Annotated in this window: 21 protein-coding genes; 9 read left to right on the forward strand and 12 right to left on the reverse strand. The window is 64.9% G+C overall.

From position 1 onward, the window contains the following. The 3 genes from EOA38_RS02535 to EOA38_RS02545 form a co-directional block, all read right to left on the reverse strand. On the reverse strand, positions 1-237 hold a 237-nt coding region (locus tag EOA38_RS02535; RefSeq protein ID WP_189434401.1), incomplete at its 3' end, for a biotin transporter BioY. Positions 238-463: 226 nt separating this feature from the next. Beyond that, complete coding sequence (locus EOA38_RS02540) at positions 464-1129, reverse strand: GntR family transcriptional regulator (RefSeq protein WP_127221098.1); 666 nt, start codon at positions 1127-1129, stop codon at positions 464-466. Positions 1130-1240: 111 nt separating this feature from the next. After that, positions 1241-2254 carry a polyprenyl synthetase family protein gene (locus EOA38_RS02545; RefSeq protein WP_127298354.1) on the reverse strand — a complete coding sequence of 338 codons (1014 nt, stop codon included), beginning with the start codon at positions 2252-2254 and terminating at the stop codon, positions 1241-1243. 164 nt (positions 2255-2418) lie between these two features. Here EOA38_RS02545 and EOA38_RS02550 point away from each other — a divergent pair, with 164 nt between their 5' ends. The 7 genes from EOA38_RS02550 to EOA38_RS02580 all read left to right on the forward strand — a co-directional run bounded on the left by EOA38_RS02550 (position 2419) and on the right by EOA38_RS02580 (position 6702). After that, positions 2419-2643 carry a DUF2007 domain-containing protein gene (locus EOA38_RS02550; protein WP_126095293.1) on the forward strand — a complete coding sequence of 75 codons (225 nt, stop codon included), beginning with the start codon at positions 2419-2421 and terminating at the stop codon, positions 2641-2643. Beyond that, positions 2643-3437, forward strand: a complete 795-nt coding sequence (locus EOA38_RS02555; protein WP_127298355.1) for a methyltransferase — start codon at positions 2643-2645, stop codon at positions 3435-3437. The genes EOA38_RS02550 and EOA38_RS02555 overlap by 1 nt, the downstream gene beginning before the upstream one ends. A 107-nt stretch (positions 3438-3544) precedes the next feature. Further along, on the forward strand, positions 3545-4402 hold the full coding sequence (locus tag EOA38_RS02560) for a S49 family peptidase (protein WP_127298356.1): 858 nt from the start codon (positions 3545-3547) through the stop codon (positions 4400-4402). A gap of 83 nt (positions 4403-4485) precedes the next feature. Then, entirely contained in the window at positions 4486-4671 is a 186-nt protein-coding gene (locus EOA38_RS02565; RefSeq protein ID WP_027164591.1) for a membrane protein, read from the forward strand. A 25-nt stretch (positions 4672-4696) separates the two neighbouring features. Then, the gene (locus EOA38_RS02570; RefSeq protein WP_127298357.1) at positions 4697-5593 is read left to right on the forward strand and encodes a 4-(cytidine 5'-diphospho)-2-C-methyl-D-erythritol kinase; all 897 of its coding nucleotides are present in this window, start codon (positions 4697-4699) and stop codon (positions 5591-5593) included. Further along, complete coding sequence (gene moaB / locus EOA38_RS02575; RefSeq protein WP_126095297.1) at positions 5580-6137, forward strand: molybdenum cofactor biosynthesis protein B; 558 nt, start codon at positions 5580-5582, stop codon at positions 6135-6137. The genes EOA38_RS02570 and moaB overlap by 14 nt, the downstream gene beginning before the upstream one ends. Positions 6138-6261: 124 nt before the next feature. Further along, complete coding sequence (locus EOA38_RS02580) at positions 6262-6702, forward strand: aldehyde-activating protein (RefSeq protein WP_127298358.1); 441 nt, start codon at positions 6262-6264, stop codon at positions 6700-6702. Here the strand turns inward: EOA38_RS02580 and EOA38_RS02585 are convergent. Together EOA38_RS02585 and EOA38_RS02590 are read right to left on the reverse strand one after the other, a co-directional pair. Further along, on the reverse strand, positions 6692-7666 hold the full coding sequence (locus EOA38_RS02585) for a hypothetical protein (protein WP_127298359.1): 975 nt from the start codon (positions 7664-7666) through the stop codon (positions 6692-6694). The genes EOA38_RS02580 and EOA38_RS02585 overlap by 11 nt on opposite strands. A gap of 180 nt (positions 7667-7846) precedes the next feature. Further along, positions 7847-8350 (reverse strand): glycosyltransferase, encoded by a 504-nt coding sequence (locus EOA38_RS02590; protein ID WP_127221308.1) that lies wholly within the window; start codon positions 8348-8350, stop codon positions 7847-7849. A 150-nt stretch (positions 8351-8500) separates the two neighbouring features. On the opposite strand from EOA38_RS02590, the gene EOA38_RS02595 reads away from it, so the two are divergent. Beyond that, complete coding sequence (locus tag EOA38_RS02595; RefSeq protein WP_127298360.1) at positions 8501-9655, forward strand: PA0069 family radical SAM protein; 1155 nt, start codon at positions 8501-8503, stop codon at positions 9653-9655. Positions 9656-9815: 160 nt separating this feature from the next. Then, positions 9816-10517: a ribonuclease HII gene (locus tag EOA38_RS02600; protein WP_127221307.1), complete on the forward strand. Its 702-nt coding sequence runs from the start codon at positions 9816-9818 to the stop codon at positions 10515-10517. A gap of 256 nt (positions 10518-10773) precedes the next feature. Here EOA38_RS02600 and EOA38_RS02605 read toward each other — a convergent pair whose 3' ends face one another. The 7 genes from EOA38_RS02605 to EOA38_RS02635 all read right to left on the reverse strand — a co-directional run bounded on the left by EOA38_RS02605 (position 10774) and on the right by EOA38_RS02635 (position 16319). After that, a complete protein-coding gene (locus EOA38_RS02605) occupies positions 10774-11265 on the reverse strand; it encodes a F0F1 ATP synthase subunit B (RefSeq protein WP_126095303.1) in 492 nt (163 codons plus the stop codon). Between the two features lie 10 nt (positions 11266-11275). Then, positions 11276-11857, reverse strand: coding sequence for a F0F1 ATP synthase subunit B (locus EOA38_RS02610; protein ID WP_127221306.1), 582 nt, complete (start codon positions 11855-11857; stop codon positions 11276-11278). Between the two features lie 62 nt (positions 11858-11919). Continuing rightward, entirely contained in the window at positions 11920-12144 is a 225-nt protein-coding gene (locus EOA38_RS02615; RefSeq protein ID WP_027164582.1) for a F0F1 ATP synthase subunit C, read from the reverse strand. A 79-nt stretch (positions 12145-12223) separates the two neighbouring features. Next, a complete protein-coding gene (locus EOA38_RS02620; protein ID WP_127221305.1) occupies positions 12224-12982 on the reverse strand; it encodes a F0F1 ATP synthase subunit A in 759 nt (252 codons plus the stop codon). Between the two features lie 66 nt (positions 12983-13048). Further along, complete coding sequence (locus tag EOA38_RS02625) at positions 13049-13441, reverse strand: AtpZ/AtpI family protein (protein ID WP_126095306.1); 393 nt, start codon at positions 13439-13441, stop codon at positions 13049-13051. A gap of 265 nt (positions 13442-13706) precedes the next feature. Beyond that, the gene (locus tag EOA38_RS02630) at positions 13707-14888 is read right to left on the reverse strand and encodes a cell wall hydrolase (protein ID WP_127298361.1); all 1182 of its coding nucleotides are present in this window, start codon (positions 14886-14888) and stop codon (positions 13707-13709) included. 153 nt (positions 14889-15041) lie between these two features. Then, a complete protein-coding gene (locus tag EOA38_RS02635; RefSeq protein ID WP_127298362.1) occupies positions 15042-16319 on the reverse strand; it encodes an MFS transporter in 1278 nt (425 codons plus the stop codon). Positions 16320-16396 lie beyond the last annotated feature (77 nt).

The following is a 16396-nucleotide window of genomic DNA, read 5'->3' on the forward strand; positions in this document are numbered from 1 at the left end:
CAGCCAGGCCGCGATGGTGAGCGCGCCGAACCGCCAGCCATAGAGCGCGCCGATCAGCGTCACGGCGAAGGTCTGCATGGTCACCGGAACCGGCACCATCGGCACCTCGATATAGGACGACAGCGCCAGGAACAGCGAGCCGAGGACGACAGCGCCAACCTTCCAGGCGACGGAGCGGCTGTCCAGCCGGAGCGGACTGAAAGAGGGCTTGCGGGTCGAAACGGCGATGTTTGTCACGGTGATGTCCCTGGTTGGATTGAGTTATAGATAATTTCTGTACTCGATCTATTATCGAATCCATATTTTTGCAGAGATGGCAAGCGCCCCGTCGCGGAAACGCAGATCGACGAGCAGTGAGGCTGGGCCATTCAAAAGCTTTTGGGATGCCCAAAGCCGACATCTGGCGGAAATAGAGCGCCGAGGCGCGGAAGCGTTGCCGTTTCCGCTGTCTGTTCTGATTGCTCTACCCCACGATGGCGAAGGCCTCGCGGGTCCTGCCGGAAGCGGTCTTGACCGGCTTCTGGCCGATCCATTGCACGTGCCGGCCAAGCGTGGCGGCAGCCGCTTCCGTGTTGCCCTGCCTGAGCGCGCTCAAGATCGCCCGATGATCCTGGTCGGTGCGGGTTTCCCATTCGGAGCGCCAGGCTGCGAACAGGAAGCGGGCGCTCGCGGCATGCAGATCGTCGATGGTGGAAAGAAGCCGCGGCATGTTGCAGGGCGCCAAGATCAGCCGGTGGAAGGTGCGGTTGGCCTCTTCCCAGGAGCGGACGTCGCGGGATTTGTCGCCCGCCTTGGTCGCCTCCTCGGCCTGGTCGAGGATCGCCGGCGTCAGATGCGGCGCGGCATGGCGCAGCGCCAGCACCTCAAGCGCCGCGCGCATCTCGGCCACTTCCCTCACCTCGCCGAGATCGAAAGCGGCAACGCGCACGCCGCGGCGCGGCTCGCTGATCGCCAGGCCTTGCGCCTCGAGGCGGCGGAACGCCTCGCGCACCGGGACATGGCTGGTGCCGAATTCCTCCGCGACATGGTCCTGGCGCAGCCGCGATCCCGGCTCGATCGCGCCAGAGATGATGCGATCAGCCAGTTCCTTGCTGATACGGACGGCGATCGTGTCGTCTGTGTTGGCCATATTTTATAGATAATTTGCAGAGCCGCCGTTTGTCGAGACGGCCAAAGCGGGATTCACAGGCGCGCCCCGCTCCAGCGGTCATCGGCAAAACACCGAAGATCCGATAGGTTCTCAGTTGACGCGGCTGATGCAGAAATCGATGACGTCGATCAGCGCCGATTTCTGCGGCGTCGCCTCCAGCGGCGCCAGCGCGTCGCGGGCGATCTCGCCGAAGTGACGCGCGCGGCCGATCGTGTCGGCGATGGCGCCGTGGCGGGTCATCAGGCCGATCGCCTTTTCCAGCCCGGCATCGTCGGCGACGTTGTCCTCGATGGCACGCTTCCAGAAGGTGCGCTCGGCCTTGGTGCCGCGCCGGTACGCGAGGATCACCGGCAGCGTCACCTTGCCCTCGCGGAAATCGTCGCCGACATTCTTGCCGAGATCCTTGCTGGAGCCGCCATAGTCGAGCGCATCGTCGATGAGCTGAAAGGCAAGGCCGAGATTCATGCCGTAGGAGCGCAGCGCCGCGCGGTCGTTGCGGGAGGCTAGCGCGATCACCGGGCCGACTTCGGCTGCAGCCGAGAACAGGGCCGCGGTCTTGGCCTTGATGACGGCGAAATGCTCGTCCTCGGTGGTCTCCAGATTCTTGGCGGCGGCAAGCTGCATCACCTCGCCCTCGGCGATGATGGAGGCAGCGCTCGACAGGATGTCGAGAGCTTCCAGCGAACCGACCTCGACCATCATGCGGAAAGCCTGGCCTAGCAGGAAGTCGCCGACCAGCACGCTTGCCTGGTTGCCCCAGATCATGCGCGCCGTCTTCTTGCCGCGGCGAAGCGCGCTCTCGTCGACGACATCGTCATGGAGCAGCGTCGCGGTGTGCATGAACTCGACCGACGTCGCGAGCTTGACGTGACCGTCGCCCGAATAGCCGAACATCTGGGCGGCGGCGAGCGTCAGCATCGGCCGCAGGCGCTTGCCTCCCGAAGAGATCAGGTGATTGGCGACCTCCGGGATCATCTCGACGTCGGAGCCGGCCTTCGACAGGATCAGTTCGTTGACGCGGCCCATGTCGGCTGCCGTCAGAGCGATGAGATCCTTGATGGAAGCGGGTTCCCGCTTGCCTTCGATATTCAGAACGACACCCACCACGATCACTCCCGTCTCATTGACGCGCGCACGACAACACCCTGATCCCGGTAGGACTCTAGGTCGGTACAACCGGGCACGGCAAGAGGCGAATTGGCGCGGCAAGCCTGGCGCGGGGTTGCCTCAACGTTTACATGAACGCCGCAACCTGCGATTTTCATTCCATGATTGAGCTTGTCCGCACCAATGACGCCGTCGTCATTTCCTTCATCGAATCGCTGATGCGCGACGCCGGCATCGCCTGTTTCGTCGCCGACCAGAACATGAGCGTGCTCGACGGATCGCTCGGCATCCTGCCCAGGCGCGTCATGGTCGATGCGGACAAGGCCGATGCGGCGCGGCGCATCCTGAAGGATGCCGGCATCGAGAACGAGATCCGCCGGAAATAATGGCAGCTTCAACCGCTTTTGCCCCCGACACCCCGGCCCACACGGTCGATGCCTTCCATCGCGGGCGCTTCTGGCTGGTGCAGCCGAGGCAAGGCCATCGCGCCGGCATGGACGCCATGATGGTGGCGGCGGCCGTCCCGTCCACCTTTTCCGGCCGGCTCGCCGATTTCGGCGCCGGCGCCGGCGCCGCGGCGCTCGCCGCGCTGTCGCGCTGCCCTGAGGCGCGGGCTGTGCTGGTCGAGCGCTCCGCCGACATGGCGGCGTTTGCCGCCGCCACGCTTGCGCATCCGGGCAATGCGCATATCGGCGACCGCGCCTCGGTGCTGACGGCCGACGTCACGCTCACCGGCCGGGCGCGGGCCGAGACCGGGCTAGCCGACAATTCCTTCGACTTCGTGATCATGAACCCGCCTTTCAACGCCACCGAGGATCGCGCCACGCCGGATGCACTGCGCAGAGAGGCGCATGTCACGGAGGACGGGCTGTTCGAGCGCTGGATCAGGAGTGCCGCCGCAGTGGTCAAGCCGCGCGGCGGGCTGGCGGTGATCGCCCGGCCGGAGCAGCTTGTCGCGGTCCTCGATGCGATCGAAGGCCGCTTCGGCGATGCCGAGATGCTTTGCGTCCACCCGCGCCCGGACGCCGCGGCGATCCGCATCGTCGTCAGGGCCATGCTCGGCGCGCGCGGAAAACTGTCGATCCGGCCGCCGCTCACCTTGCACGGACCGTCCGGCAACGAACCGACGGAACGGACCGAGATGATCAACAATGGGCTGGCGTCGCTGTTCGGCGATTGATTAGAGGCCGGCAATGCGGCATTGCCGTTGGCTGGCGAATTCCTACATGCCGGGAGCAAGGATGAGGTTTCACTTGCTCTTGCACCTCTTTCTGGAGACAAGCTTTCGTGAAACGCTTCCTCAACCGACTGCTGCCGAAACCCTGGCGCTCGACAGTCGTCACCATTCCCGTCATCCGGCTGCACGGCACCATCCTGCCCGGCGGCGGCCAGTTCCGGCCGAGCCTGTCGCTCGCCTCGACGGCCGGCCTCATCGAGAAAGCGTTCGGCTTCGACGCGCCGGCGGTTGCGATTTCGATCAATTCGCCCGGCGGCTCGCCTGTGCAGTCGCGGCTGATCTTCAGGCGCATCCGAGATCTGGCGGCGGAAAAGGACAAGAAGGTGCTGGTCTTCGTCGAGGATGTGGCGGCCTCCGGCGGCTACATGATCGCGATCGCAGGCGACGAGATCTTCGCCGACCCGTCTTCTATCGTCGGTTCGATCGGCGTCGTCTCGGCCTCCTTCGGCTTCCCGGAACTGATGAAGAAGATCGGCATCGAGCGGCGCGTCCACACCGCCGGCCAGAACAAGGCCGTGCTCGACCCGTTCAAGCCGGAAAAGAAGGAAGACGTCGAGCGGCTGAAGGCGCTGCAGCTCGAAGTGCACGAGACCTTCATCGACCTCGTCAAGGAGCGGCGCGGCACGAAGCTGAAGGACGATCCGGATCTGTTCACCGGCCTGTTCTGGACCGCCAAGAGAGGCCTGGAGCTCGGTCTGGTCGATGCGCTGGGCGACATGCGCAGCGTGCTCAAGACCCGTTTCGGCGAAAAGACGCAACTCAAGCTGATCACCGCGCCGCGCGGGTTTTTCGGCCGCTTCGGCCTGTTCGGCTCGCGCTTTTCGGCGCCGGATATCGCGGCGGCCGCCGCGAACGGCATCATCGATGCGGCGGAAGAGCGCGCGCTGTGGGCGCGCTTCGGGCTTTGAAAAAGCCATGAAAGTGTCTAGCATAGTCACTTGACCGACCTGTACGGTCGGCCTTGCCGCGCTAACGCGGGAGGAGTTTCGAGATGCCGCAGATCATTTTCTTCGCTGTCGTCGGCGCCGCCGCCTATTTCGGCTATCGCGCGTTCGTGCGTGAGGCCGAGCGTGTGACGGCAAAAATCCGGCGCACCGAGAAACAGGCGGCCAACGGCACGATGGGTACACTGGTCAAGGATCCGAAGACCGGCGAGTACCGTCTGGCCAAGGACTGAAGCCATCTCGCCAGCAGCCGACATTCTGGAGCCCGAGGCCAAGTCCCGGACATGGCTGGCGCCTGCCAAGATCAATCTGGCGCTGCATGTGACCGGCAGGCGCGCCGACGGCTATCACCTGCTCGACAGCCTTGTCGTCTTCACCCGCTTCGGCGACCGGCTGCAGATCGAGCCGGCCGAGCGTGATGCGTTCTCGGTGTCCGGCCCGTTTGCCGCCGGTGTGCCGCTCGATGGCGACAATCTGGTGATCAAAGCGCGCGAAGCATTACGCGCAGAGGCTGGGGCGCAAATGACGCGCCCTGTCGCCATCCGGCTGGAAAAGAACCTGCCGATCGCTTCCGGCGTCGGCGGCGGCTCGAGCGACGCGGCGGCCGCGCTCAACGGCCTTTCGCGCCTCTGGAAGCTCGACATCGACGAAGCCGGACTGGCGCGGATCGGCCTGACGCTCGGCGCCGACCTGCCGATGTGCCTCGCGACAAAGCCGCTGATTGCGCGCGGCGTCGGCGACGAGCTGGCGCCGCTGGCGCAATTTCCGGCGCTGGCGCTGGTTATGGTCAATCCGGGCGTGGCGGTTTCGACGCCCGACGTGTTCAAGGCGCTTTCCAGGCACGACAACGAGGCATTGCCGTCCCTGCCCGGCCGCCTGGATTTTCACACCATCCGCAATTGGCTCGAGACGACCCGCAACGATCTCGAGCCTGCCGCTCGAGCCATCCAGCCGGCCGTCGGCGAAGCGCTCGCGGCGCTGAAAAAAGCAGGGGCCGCCTTCGCCCGAATGTCCGGCTCCGGCGCCACCTGTTTCGGCCTGTTCGAGACCGGCAATGTCGGCAAGCGCGCGGCAATCGACATCCGCGGCCGTCATCCCGGCTGGTTCGTCGCCGCGACGCGCAGCATGGAGGCTGACGCTCATGGCCAAAATTGACGAAAGCCGCCCCTTCATTCCGGTGCGGATCGCGGTGCTGACGGTTTCCGACACGCGCAGCCTCGCCGACGACAAATCGGGCCGGACACTGGCCGACCGGATCGCAGAGGCCGGCCACATATTGGCTGCCCGCGACATCGTCACCGACGACCGCGAAAAGATCCGAGACAAGGTGCTCGGCTGGTCGAAGGACGAGGCGGTGGATGTCGTCATCACCACCGGCGGCACCGGCTTCACCGGCCGTGACGTGACGCCGGAGGCGCTGGAGCCGATCTTCGAAAAACGCATGGACGGTTTTTCGGAAGTCTTCCACCGCATCTCCTACGACAAGATCGGCACCTCGACGATCCAGAGCCGGGCGACGGGCGGCGTCGTCAACGCCACCTTCGTCTTCGTGCTGCCGGGCTCGCCCGGCGCCTGCAAGGACGCCTGGGACGGCATCCTGAAGCCGCAGCTCGACTACCGGCACATGCCCTGCAACTTCGTCGAGATCATGCCGCGGCTCGACGAGCATCTCAGGCGGGGCGGCAAGCCTGCCTCTTAAAGCATAGGCAAAGCGCCCGATCGGGATCTCATTTGCGAGGCGGAATGGTGTTCCCGCCTTCGAAGCGCCATTCCGAAGCCGATGTTGGCAAAGTACCTTGTGCAAGGAAACAAGGGACCATGCCATGGCCGTTCACAGCGGCGGATGCCATTGCGGCAACATCCGCCTGAGCTTCTCCAGCGCTCTCGATCCTGCGGGACTGGATATCCGCGCCTGCCAATGCTCGTTCTGCACCCGCCATGGTTCGCGGGCGGCCGCCGATCCCAACGGGAAGCTGGTCGTCTCGGTCGAAGACAGGGCGCGGCTGCAAATCTATCGCTTCGGCCTGCGCACCGCCGACTATCTGCTGTGCCGCGAATGCGGCGTCTATGTCGCGGCAATCGCCGGCGATGGCGCCGAGGCCAGGGCGATCGTCATCGTCAACGCGCTCGACGACCGCGAGCGGTTTTCCCGGGAGCCGATCCCGGTCCGCTACGACGCCGAAGGCCGGGAACAGCGCCTGGCCAGGCGCCGCACGAGTTGGATGCCGGTCGAAATCCAGGGATCTGACCGGCTCAGCGAATGACGGGCTCGCCGTGGAAGCGGCGACGCGACGGCCGCGAGACACCGAAGCCGATTTCCATCATCAGCCGCGGCGTGTGCGCCGGCACCGTGCCCATGTGGAAGCCGAACGGGTCCTCGACGAAGCCGACGCCGGCCTCGCCGGTGAGCGTCACAGGGCTTTGCTGACCATAGACGTCCAGCACATCTTCCGCCGGATGGCCAACCAGAAGCGTCAGCTGATGTTTGAGCGCGCGGCGCTTGTGGCTGCCGCGAACATAGACATGCGGACCGGTGCCGGCATCGCAAGGCTTCAGATAGAAAAAGAACTTCAGCATCCGCCAGTCGTCGAGATCGAAATGATATTTGCCGAGCGAAGCGAGGTTCTTGTCGGAATCCGAGGCCTTGCCGGTCGGAAAGCTCCACCAGACGCGCGTGGTGATCAGTTTCGCCTGGCCACCGAGATAATGCCGGGCGACGTCGAGGAGCAGCGGGTCCTTCTGGATGGCAAGAGCCGCCTTGCAGTCCAGGATCCGCTCGAAATAGTGGCCGCTGAGCAGCGAGCGGCCATACAGCTTTTCGGCCTCGGCATGCTCGCCCGGCATGAATTCGAGATGGCGGTCGAAGTTGCCGAAACAGGGCGTGCGCTGCGCGAAAGCGGCGATCTCCTCGTGGATCTCCTGCGGCAGCATGAAGCCCGAAAACAACCCATCGGAACGCAAAGCCTCTACCACGGCCTCGCGCTCGATGCCGGTGAACATCGTCTTTTCCGCATTGTCGGCCGGACGCGCCCGTTTGGCGCCCAGCCAGTGCATGCGGCGCCCCGGCATGGTGCGCGCCAGCACGAACATCGGCAGCCAGGCCGGGTTTTCGCGAAGGTCCGTCAGATAGGTCGGGATGCGCACAGCGATGCGCTTGAGCAGGCTGCCGTTGCGGGCAATGGCCTCCAGGCTGGCCGCGCCGGAATTGTCTGGGGGAGCAAGGTTCATCGGGTCCTCATATGCATGGCGTCCATCGAAGCGACATCTGGCTATCGCTTTGGCACTACCCAATCCCGATTGTCCCGCATGGCAAGGATGCTAACCTCCCCTGCAATTTTGTGCAACGCACAATAAAGCGAGGGCTGAAATTTACGCCCGGCTTCCCTGTTGACGCCGCAGCGTCGGTCGTCACTTCGGCGGCGCCACCCAGATCTCGGCATTGAGCCTTCTGGTTGCGAGGCCGCGCGCCAAGGCTTCGGCGCTGCGTGCGCTCTTTGCGAGAGCCGAGGCCTGGCGCTTGCTGATGACAAGGCCCTCGGCCAGCGCCCGGTTGCCGGAAAAGACCCTGGCCAGGAACGGGGCGCGATTGGCGCGGGCGCGCGAGAAGCGCGCGGGCATCGTCTGCCTCGCCATGTGAGCGACGACCTCCTCGATCCAGCCTTCGGCCAGCCGTGCGCCAGGCTCAAGGAGCAGCAGCCAGTCGCCCTTGGTCTGACCGATGCCTGTCGCGATACCGCCGGCCACATAGTGGCAGCCGGCGTGCTCGGCGACGCGGTGCGTCTGGTCGGTCGAGCCTGTGTCGCAGACGACAACGTCGCGCACGACGCCTTCGACCGCGCCGCCGATCAGCGAGGCGAGCGTGCGAGCAAGGCCCTCTTCGTCGTTCCGGGTTTCGATAAGAACGCTGAGCATCGTTCAGCCGAATAGCCGAAAGCCGCGCGTTGCGCCAGTTGCGCGTCGCGGATCAAAAAGTTCTTGATTTGTTCTCACCGGCAAAATAGGAATAGTTTCATGAACAGAGCGATTCGACAGCCTGCCGACAGTCCTTGGGAGAGGGCGAAAATGGAACAGATCGTGCGTGCCGACATTGCTGCCTTCGGAGCGGGCCGAGCCGAAATGGCCAATGCGATGATCGAACAGAGCGGCATGCGCGTCCGGCCCGACCGCAATCGCGGGCGCTCGGCCGGCATCAATCCGTCCGGCCGGTTCGAGCCGGTCAGCCGGCATGTGTTCGACGACGGCTGGAACTCGCTGGAAGAGCTGCCGCCCTTCAAGACCGAAGTGCAGGTCGAGAAGCCGCGCACGATCATTACCCGCAACGAATCGCCGGACATTTCCTTCGACCGTTCGATCAACCCCTATCGCGGCTGCGAGCATGGCTGCGTCTACTGCTTCGCCAGGCCGACGCATGCCTTCATGGGCCTGTCGCCAGGGCTCGATTTCGAATCCAAGCTCTTCGCCAAGCCGGATGCGGCGCGCATGCTCGACAGAGAATTGTCGAAGCCGGGCTACCAGCCGCGCACCATCGCCATCGGCACCAACACCGATCCCTACCAGCCGATCGAGAAGCAGTACCGGATCATGCGCGAGATCCTGGAGGTGTTGGAGGCGCGCGGCCACCCGGTCGGCATCGTCACCAAATCGGCGCTGGTGACGCGCGACATCGACATCCTGTCGCGCATGGCCGAACGCGGCCTCGCCAAGGTGGCGCTGTCGGTCACGACGCTCGACCGCATGCTGGCGAGAACGATGGAACCCCGCGCGTCGACCCCGACCAAGCGACTGGAGGCGATAAGGCAGCTTTCGGATGCCGGCGTCCCGGCCTCGGTGATGGTGGCGCCGATCGTTCCCGGCCTGAACGACCCGGAACTGGAACGCATCCTCGATTCGGCACGCGCAGCCGGCGCCAGGGAAGCGGGCTATGTCGTGCTGCGGCTGCCGCTCGAAGTGGCGCCGATCTTCAAGGACTGGCTGCTTCGCCATTATCCGGATCGTTATCGGCATGTGATGTCGCTGATCCGCTCGATGCGCGACGGCAAGGACTACGATTCGGAATGGGGCAAGCGCATGAAAGGCGCCGGACCCTATGCCTGGCAGATCGGCCGGCGCTTCGAGATGGCCGCCAAGAGGCTCGGTCTCAACGTCGAGAGGCGGCAGCTTCGGACCGATCAATTCGTCGCGGGCTCAGGCGCCGGAGAGCAGCTGATGTTGCTTTGACAAAGACCAGGCCAGGGCGCGCCGCATGGCTGTGCCCTGGCCCACGATCCCGTCCGGCCCCTGTCCCCCGGCCGTGAGACGGTGCCCTCCCTGGTCCGACGCCCCATCCGACCCGGAGGGACTTGCGGAGAATCGGAGCCGATGCGAACCTCGCCGCACCATGGCTCGCGCGCGTTCCGATTCTCCGCTTCTCTTTGAACTTGTCGAGAAGCCCGACTTCTCCATCGAGACGAAGGCGATGGCCGATGGGATGTGGCCTGTCGCGGGCATGGACGAGGCCGGCCGCGGGCCGCTCGCCGGTCCGGTGGTTGCAGCCGCAGTGGTGCTCGACCCGGCCAACATTCCCGATGGCCTCGACGATTCCAAGCGCCTCACCCACTTGCAGCGCGAGGCGCTGTTCCTCAAGATTCTCGGCTCGGCGCTCAGCGTCTCGATGGCCTCGATCAGCGCCGAAGGCATCGACAACAGCAACATTTTGAAAGCCAGCCTGGAAGCGATGCGCCGCGCCGCGGCCGGCCTGTCGCTGCAGCCGAAGCTGGCCTTGGCCGATGGCCGCGACGTGCCGCCTGGGCTGCCCTGCGAGGGCCGGGCGCTGATCAAGGGCGACCAGCGCTCGCAGTCGATCGCCGCCGCCTCGATCGTCGCCAAGGTGATGCGCGACCGGATGATGTGCGGATGCGGCGGTCATCACGAGCACTATGGCTTCGAAGTGCATATGGGCTATGCGACCGTTCGGCATCGGACCGCTATCGAAGTGCATGGCCCGGTGGCGCGGCTGCACCGGGCGTCGTTCGCACCGTTTCGACTGGGTGGGGTTGAGGTGGTGGAAGAGGAAGAAGAGAGCTTCGCAGGATTGGAGTGAGGCGCCGCGGGAGTTGCGTAATCTCCCCCCTTGAGGGGGAGATGGCCGGCAGGCAGAGGGGGTCGCCTCGCGAAGAGCGCCAACCTCTTTTTTCTTTCAATACGGCATTTGCACCAGTAGAGCGCTGCGTCAGCGGAGGCGACCCCCTCTGTCGCCTTCGGCGACATCTCCCCTCGAGGGGGGAGATTATCTCCGCCACAACAAAAAAGCCGCCGGGTTGCCCAGGCGGCTTTTTGATTCCGTAAAGCGAAATTCGTCAGTTCAGCTTGGCCTTCACGTCCTGCAGCGCGGACTTGAACAGATCGGCGCCGGCCTTGGCGTCGACCTTGGCGGCAAGCAGGGCGCGGGCGGCTTCGACGGCGATGTCGACGGCGCTGGCGCGCACCTCGCCGATCGCCTCGCGCTCGGCCTGGCTGATCTTCTGCTCGGCAAGAGCCGTGCGCCGGGCGACATAGTCCTCGGTCTTCTTATGCGCCTCGGAAGCGAGCAGCTCGGCCTCGCGCTTGGCGGCGGCGACGATGTCGGCGGCCTCCTTCTCGGCTTCCTTGCGCTTCTGCTGGTACTGGCCAAGCAGTTGCTGGGCCTCCTCGCGCAGGCGGCGGGCTTCCTCGAGCTCGCTGCTGATCTTGGCCGCGCGGGCGTCGAGCGATTTGGCGAGCATGCCCGGCACCTTCAGATAGATGACGGCGCCGAGGAAGATGATCAGGGCGATTGTTGCCCAGAGTGTAGCGAGTGATGTGGCGTCCATGATGCCCTCCTCACCGGGCTGCGGATTTGACCGCGGCCGCGATCTCGGCCTTGTCGGTCTTGCCGCCGACGAGCGCCTCAACGATGGCCGACGTGGTGTCCTCGGCGATCGTGCCGACTTCCTTCATCGCCTTGGCCTTGATCGAGGCGATGCTCGCCTCGGCCTCGCCGAGCTTCTTCTCGAGTTCGGCCTCGAGCTTCTTGCGCGTGCTTTCGGCTTCGCTCTTGGCGGCGTCGCTCGCCTGCTGGCCGATCTTGTTGGCGTTGGCCTTGGCTTCCGCCAGTTCCTGCTCATAGGCGGCAACGGCCGCATCGGCCTCACCCTTCAGCCTTGCGGCGTGGTCGAGATCCTGGGTGATGCGATCGTTGCGGACGTCGATGATGGCGCCGACGCGCGGCATCACAACCCGCTTCAGGAACAGATAGAAGAGCCCGAAGGTGATGACGAGCCACAGGATCTGCGACGGGAAGGTCTCGGCATTGAACGGCGGGAACGTGCCATGCTCCTCGGCAGGCACGACGGTGCCCGCATGCGTATCGCCTTCGGCCGCAGCCGGCGCGGACTCTTGCGCAAAGGCAGATGTCACGAACATCTCATTCCCCTGTCCATACGGCGGGGCCGCACCATGCGGCCCCTTTCGTCAGCGCGTGCTTCTTACTTGAAGACCAGCAGCAGCGCGATGAGGAGCGAGAAGATGCCCAGAGCTTCGGTCACGGCGAAGCCGAAGATCAGGCGGCCGAACTGGCCGTCAGCAGCCGACGGGTTGCGGAGCGCACCCGAGAGGTAGCTGCCGAAGATGTTGCCGAGGCCGATGCCCGCGCCGCCCATGCCGATGCAGGCGATACCAGCGCCGATAGCAGCTGCTGCAGTTGCGTCCATTTCAAAACTCCTGTGGTTTTCGTAATCGTTGCGGTTGGTACGTTGGGTATGCTGGCGCCGGGGCGCCGGTGAAGATCGATCAGTGGCTCGGGTGCAGAGCGTCGTTCAGGTACATGCAGGTCAGCACCGCGAAGACGTAGGCCTGCAGGAAGGCGACCAGCAATTCCAAGGCCGTCAGGGCGACGGCCATGGCGAGCGGCAAAATCGAGCCGGCGACGCCGACGGCGCCCAGCGCGCTGAGGCTGACGACGAAGCCCGAAAACACCTTCAGCGTGATGTGGCCGGCCAGCATGTTGGCGAAAAGACGAACCGAGAGGCTGACGGGGCGCGAGACGAATGAAATGACTTCGATCGCCACCACCAGCGGCATGAGGTAGCCGGGCACGCCATGCGGCACGAACAGCTTGAGGAAGCCGAAGCCGTGCTTGGCGAAGCCGTAGACGACGACGGTGCCGATGACCAGCGCGGCCAGCGTGAAGGTGACGATGATGTGGCTGGTGACGGTGAAGAAATAGGGGAACAGGCCGATCAGGTTGGCGACCAGCACGAACATGAACAGCGAGAACACCAGCGGGAAGAACTGCATTCCCTGCTTGCCCGCCGCGTCGCGCAGCATGTTGCCGACGAACTCGTAGGCCATCTCGGACATCGACTGCAGGCGGCCCGGAATGAGGGCGCGGCTGGCGGTGCTCATGTAGAGGAAGGCGGACGCAACGATGACCGTCACGACCATGAACAGGGCGGAATTGGTGAAGGAGACGTCGTAGCCGCCGATATGAAGCGGGATGATCGGATGGATCTGGAACTGGTGGATCGGATCGACCTTGTCAGCAGCCACTTTTTATCCCCGTCAAAGCCGCAACCGGCTTCTTAAGTTCGTTTTAGCGCCTTGCGGCGCCTCATCTCATTCCTTCGGCTCGGGCGGCTTGCCGCCTTGACCGAATTCCGGTGCAAGTCCCGCCGAACGCAGGACATTGAGTATACCGGCGCCAAAGCCCAGCAAGAGGCCGACAATCAGACCCCAAGGCGCCGTTCCCGCCAGGCGGTCGATGATCCAGCCCAAGCCGACACCAACCACCACTCCGGCGATGAACTCGCTGGACAGTTTCAGTGCCTGACCGTAACCGGTCGCAGCTTTCGCTTCGTCTTTCCCCTCGAGCCGGTCCGTGCGCCTTGATGCAAGCGATGCTTCAAGCTCGCGCCGGCGGCGCTCAAGTTCGTCGTCGCGGATGGCGGCTTCACGCTGTTTGCCGCGGCCGGTTTCTCCGGTTCCGTCTGGCCTGTCTTTGTTGGCCATCGCAACCCCCCTGCCCGGGCAGACTATCACCGTCCGTCCGCTTCTAAAGTCGCCGGCAACATAGTTAGAGGGTCCGCGCCCGTCAAGCCACGGGCCGAACTTCGAAGTGATGTATTTTTCTTAATTAAATCAGTTACTTATCCGGGTGCGACATCGTGCCCGTCACGCCCGCGCGAGGACTCGGCGCGAATCCGCGCGGCAAGCCGCGCCGATCGGTGCGCGCGGCGAGCCGCGGAGAACGCCCCCGGAGGCTCGCCCGAACGGCTCAGCTCCAGCCGCCGCCATAGGTGCGATAGAAGATGTGCAGGCCGATCCTGGTCATGCGCTGCATGGCGCGCGCCCAGCCGGGGTGGACGTAGTTGGCATAGTAGTGCGTGGAGGATCCGACCTCCGGGATGAAGATCTTGCCGGCGGTCACCGCCATGGCGACATCCTGGGCGGTCTTATAGGCGACCGGGTCGTTGATACGCTTCTTCCTGCCGTCGCAGGCGAAGGAGAACTGGCAGCGGTTGAACCAGTTGTCGTTCTGGTAGACGACGCCGCAGATCGTCTTCGGATAGGCCGGGTTGCGGACGCGGTTGAGGATCACCTGCGCAACCGCGGCCTGGCCACGCACCGACTCGCTGCGCGCCTCGAAATAGATGCCCTTGGCGAGGCATTCCTGTTCCGGCTTGGAGAAGACGGCCGCCGGCAGCGGGTTCTGCATCCACGCGTGGTCGCCCTTGCCCATCGGCGGGATGAAGCGGCCATCGTTGGGATCGTCCTGCAGCAGCGCCTCGAAGGGTGACGCCTTGGCGTAGTCCGGCGCCGACTGGGCATAGGCGGTGGCGAGGATATCCGGCTTGTCGTTGTTGACGAGCGCGACGAGAGCCGCCGGCAGTCCGGGATCGGGCTTCTTGTCTTCGCGGATATGGAAGGCTTGGGCGATCTGGACTTCCTTCCCCTTGATGCCAGGCTTGGCGAAGGTGAGCTTCAGGCCGCTGTCCATCGCGGGGCGAAGCAGCGACGAGGTGCGCTCGAAGATCGAGCCGGCGCTGAAATTCTTCGGCGGCGCCACCGGTGACACCTGGACGAGGCGGCCCTTCTTGTCGGCGCGCACGACGCGGTCCTCATCGGGCGTTGCGCCGGCGGCATTGCCCTTACCCCGAAACGCAACCGCCCCCACACCGGGCAGTTTCACGCCGGAGCCAGAGATCGAGCCCGTAGCGGCGGAATCGATGAACGGCATCTCGGCGGCATGCACCGAGCCGGCGACGGATTTTTCGACGTAGGCGCTCCAGCGGGCGTGAGGCGACTCCAGCCCGGAGACGAGGCTCGCCATGTCCTGATAGGCGACGACCGATGGAAAGCCGACCCAGAAGCCGAGCCCCAGAACCAAAGGAGTAAGGAAGGAAGGTTTATTCGCAACGGCGGCGGCGACGAGCCGCATAAAAACGCGTCGATGCACGGAACTCTCCAGAAACGCTACTGACCCCGGAGAGCCAAAATGAAGCATTAACCTTGATGGGGGGTTAACGACATCGATCGTGTTTTTTTCTTGTTGAAGGCAAGCCGGCTTCCCACTGCCGCGGAAAGCCGGCCAGGAATCAGGCTGGGTGAATCAGGCTGGGCGCAGGAATATCGGCCAGGCGATCGCCGCGCAGATCGCGGCCGCCAGCCACACGCCCGGCCATGCGAACAGAAGCAAGAGCCAAGGGATGGCGATCGGCACCAGGCAGAAGCCGATGAAGACAAGGGTGTTGGCGAGGCTGAGCGCGGTGCCGACATGGCCGGCGCCGGCAAGCGTTGCCAGTTCGGTGTAGGCGACGCCGTGCCAGGCCGAAACCGAGATGCCAGCCACGACCACCATGACAGGCAGGAACAACATCAGTGCCGGCTGCCTGGCCGCCGCGATCACCAGCAGCCAGAGGAGCATGAAGGCCAGTGCGCTGAGCGCGCTGGAGATTTTCAGGAAGGGACGGCGGTTACCGCGACGGTCGGTATAGCGGCCGCTCCAGACGCGCATCACCATGGCGCCTGTCTGCACGACGGCAAGGCTTGCGCTGGTCACCCACGTGCCCATGCCGGCGAAGTCGTGCAGGAAGACCGAAGCAAAAGTGAGCACCGCCACCTGCGGGAAGCAGAGCAGGCCGATGGCCGTCGAGATGCGCCAGACCTCGATGTTGCACAGCGGCGCCGGGCCGTTCGTCGCGGCGGCAGCGTGAGCGCCGGCTTGCGCCGGCGGCTCATGCAACCAGCGCCAGGCAAGGAAAGCCGAGAGAGCGGAGATGGCCGCAAGCAGGCCAAAGACCTCGGCAAAGCCCAAGGCCAAGGCAAGCGAAGGCAGGATGAGCGCGCCGAGCCCGCCGCCGAGCGGCACCGCCGTCTGCCTGATGCTCATGGCAAAGCCACGCTCGCCTTCGCCGAACCAGCCCATGATGGCACGGCCGCTGGAGCCGTTGACGCTGCCGCCGAGCAGGCCGGCGACGAGCAGGCTCGCCGAAAGCAGCGTGACGCCTGGAACGGCTGTTTTCGTCGGCACGACGAGCATCGCCATGATGAAGAGCCATGCCGCCGTGGCGCCGAGCCCGGTCAAGAGCACGCGGCGGTCGCCCCAGCGATCGGTGAGCACGCCCCAGGGCAATTCGCTGAGCGCCACGCCGAGGCCGAGCAGACCGAGCGCCAGGCCGAGCTCGGCATTGCCGAGATGATAGCCCTGACGCATCACTACCGCGGTTGCCGGGATGCCGGAGAATGTGGCGGAGAAGCCGGCGTTGGCGGCGACGCCGATGCCCAGCACCTTCCAGCGATGGTTGGGTCCGAAGGTCCGGCCGGCCGAGGCGGAGGCGATACTTCGCTCAGACGGCTCGCAATCGCTGCGGGTGACGATGGCTGACATGATTCCAATCCCTTGACGACCGGCTGACGGCCTTGACCGGATGGATGTAGCGCCATAACTTCATTCGAAAAATCAGG

It is taken from the genome of Mesorhizobium sp. M1E.F.Ca.ET.041.01.1.1 (assembly GCF_003997355.1).
Lineage (GTDB): Bacteria > Pseudomonadota > Alphaproteobacteria > Rhizobiales > Rhizobiaceae > Mesorhizobium.

Coding starts and splice junctions, on each gene's coding strand:
- EOA38_RS02540 (WP_127221098.1), bottom strand. CDS start 1,129: ATGGCCAACACAGACGACACGATCGCCGTCCGTATCAGCAAGGAACTG.
- EOA38_RS02550 (WP_126095293.1), top strand. CDS start 2,419: ATGATTGAGCTTGTCCGCACCAATGACGCCGTCGTCATTTCCTTCATC.
- EOA38_RS02555 (WP_127298355.1), top strand. CDS start 2,643: ATGGCAGCTTCAACCGCTTTTGCCCCCGACACCCCGGCCCACACGGTC.
- EOA38_RS02565 (WP_027164591.1), top strand. CDS start 4,486: ATGCCGCAGATCATTTTCTTCGCTGTCGTCGGCGCCGCCGCCTATTTC.
- moaB (WP_126095297.1), top strand. CDS start 5,580: ATGGCCAAAATTGACGAAAGCCGCCCCTTCATTCCGGTGCGGATCGCG.
- EOA38_RS02580 (WP_127298358.1), top strand. CDS start 6,262: ATGGCCGTTCACAGCGGCGGATGCCATTGCGGCAACATCCGCCTGAGC.
- EOA38_RS02585 (WP_127298359.1), bottom strand. CDS start 7,666: ATGAACCTTGCTCCCCCAGACAATTCCGGCGCGGCCAGCCTGGAGGCC.
- EOA38_RS02590 (WP_127221308.1), bottom strand. CDS start 8,350: ATGCTCAGCGTTCTTATCGAAACCCGGAACGACGAAGAGGGCCTTGCT.
- EOA38_RS02595 (WP_127298360.1), top strand. CDS start 8,501: ATGGAACAGATCGTGCGTGCCGACATTGCTGCCTTCGGAGCGGGCCGA.
- EOA38_RS02600 (WP_127221307.1), top strand. CDS start 9,816: ATGGCTCGCGCGCGTTCCGATTCTCCGCTTCTCTTTGAACTTGTCGAG.
- EOA38_RS02605 (WP_126095303.1), bottom strand. CDS start 11,265: ATGGACGCCACATCACTCGCTACACTCTGGGCAACAATCGCCCTGATC.
- EOA38_RS02610 (WP_127221306.1), bottom strand. CDS start 11,857: ATGTTCGTGACATCTGCCTTTGCGCAAGAGTCCGCGCCGGCTGCGGCC.
- EOA38_RS02615 (WP_027164582.1), bottom strand. CDS start 12,144: ATGGACGCAACTGCAGCAGCTGCTATCGGCGCTGGTATCGCCTGCATC.
- EOA38_RS02625 (WP_126095306.1), bottom strand. CDS start 13,441: ATGGCCAACAAAGACAGGCCAGACGGAACCGGAGAAACCGGCCGCGGC.
- EOA38_RS02635 (WP_127298362.1), bottom strand. CDS start 16,319: ATGTCAGCCATCGTCACCCGCAGCGATTGCGAGCCGTCTGAGCGAAGT.